We start from the raw sequence: 1,881 nt of genomic DNA, 5'->3' as shown, positions 1-1,881 counted from the left end.
TACCCACACAACAAATTACCCCCCTTAATCCCCCCGTTTATTGGGGGGAAATCAGACAATCTAGTTCCCTCCCCGAAGAAAGGGGGGAAATCGGAAAATCTAGTTCCCTCCCCTTAACAAGGGGAGGGTTAGGGAGGGGTAATCCCAGGACTAGTAGTGAACCAGCCTTTTCAACGGGAGATCAAATCCGTTACCAAAGGGTGTATCACCTCAACAGCAGCAACGCCCTCGAATACAATCACCTCACCTATCCCAGCCTGCAAAAACGCTGGCAAACTCAACCGCCCCAAGGCGAATTAACCGGGCTTTCTGCTTCCCTAGACAGTGCAATAGTCGGCTTTGCCATCAGCGAACGTTTGAACCCCCAACAAGCCGAAATCATCTCCCTATTCGTCTTACCCGAATACCGTAATCAAGGAATTGGCACGAAGTTACTCGCCTATTTAGAACAAGAATTAGCCCAACAGGGATGTGTTGAAATCATCCTCAGCTATTCAACCAGTACACTCACCAATGTCGCTTTAGAACCGCTACTGCAAAAGCTACATTGGCAACCACCCCAAATTAACTTGGTGCTTGGCAAAACCGCTACAGAAAAAATTGCCCAAGCCCCTTGGTTAAACAAGTATCCCCTACCTCCAGCCTTTGAGGTGTTTCCTTGGTTAGATGCCGGTTTATCCCTGCCGCTATCTGTCGAAGCACACCGCTTAGAACCCCTAAATAGCTTGGGATTGCGCTATCGGGGGGAGGTAATTGGTTGGGTGTTAACCCATCGGGTGGCACCTGACACAATTCGCTACACCACTTTTTCAATTGCACAAGCATTTGAGAAGCGGGGGCGAGGGGTTTGGCTGTTAGCGTCAGCGATTCGTCGTCAAGTTGACAGTGGTGTTCCCTACCTCACGGGTTCGGTTTCTTACCGTTATCCGCGTTTATTGAAGTTTGTCGAACGACACCTGACACCCTATTTAACTGGGGTAGGGGAAGTGCGGCAAACGAGTAAGTTGATTAACCCTACACTTGAATCAAGAGAAAACTAACATGGCTGATCCTAATTTTAAAGCCCCAATTACCAACCCCTTCGGACTGACGGGTGTAACACTTTCTTCTAAACCCACCTTAGCCGATATCGATGGCGATGGAGACTTGGATGCTTTTGTGGGTAGTCAGAACAACGGTATCCGGTTCTACCGCAACACTGGAACTAAGACTGCTCCCACCTTCACACCGGAAAGCACCAACTTCGGACTGGCGAATGAGTTTGTGGGTTCACCCGCCTTTGCCGATATCGATAACGATGGGGACTTGGATGCTTTTGTGGGTAATTTTGATGGCAATATCCAGTTTTACCGCAACACTGGAACTTCGGCTGCTCCCACCTTCACCTTTGAAGCCACCAACCCCTTCGGACTGACGGATGTGGGTAATATTTCTTCACCCGCCTTTGCGGATATCGACGGCGATGGGGACGTGGATGCTTTTGTAGGTAATAGGGATGCCAATACCGTGTTCTTCGAGAATGACAGTGCACCCACGGGTTCACCCACAGCCACGTTAAGCAACACCGCCGAAGATACAGCCATCACAATTACTGCGGCTGACTTATTAGCAGGGTTCAGCGATGTGGATAGTACCCTCTCCGTTGTTAACTTAACTGCGACTAACGGTGCATTGGTGGACAACTTGAATGGGACTTATACCTTCACTCCAACTGCCAACTTTAACGGCGCAGTTAATCTGACCTACGATGTCACTGATGGCACAACAACCTTAATTGGACAAACTCAGACTTTCTCTGTAACCCCAGTTAACGATGCGCCAACAGGTTCACCCACTGCGACGTTAAGCAACACACCAGAAGATACAGCCATTAATATTACT

Annotated in this window: 2 protein-coding genes; both read left to right on the top strand. The window is 49.0% G+C overall.

Features of this window, described 5'->3' with window-relative positions; translation table 11 throughout:
- A partial coding sequence (locus G1O98_RS38055; RefSeq protein ID WP_243458669.1) for a GNAT family N-acetyltransferase occupies window positions 1–1,040 on the top strand: 1,040 nt, incomplete at its 5' end.
- A 1-nt stretch (window position 1,041) separates the two neighbouring features.
- Window positions 1,042–1,881, top strand: an 840-nt coding sequence (locus tag G1O98_RS38050) for a cadherin-like domain-containing protein (RefSeq protein ID WP_167306244.1), incomplete at its 3' end; no start/stop codon positions are given.

This window comes from Nostoc sp. UIC 10630, from assembly GCF_010747425.1.
Lineage (GTDB): Bacteria > Cyanobacteriota > Cyanobacteriia > Cyanobacteriales > Nostocaceae > Nostoc.
The sequence above is the reverse complement of the archived record's forward strand: the minus strand, read 5'-3'. Positions and strand labels throughout refer to the sequence as shown.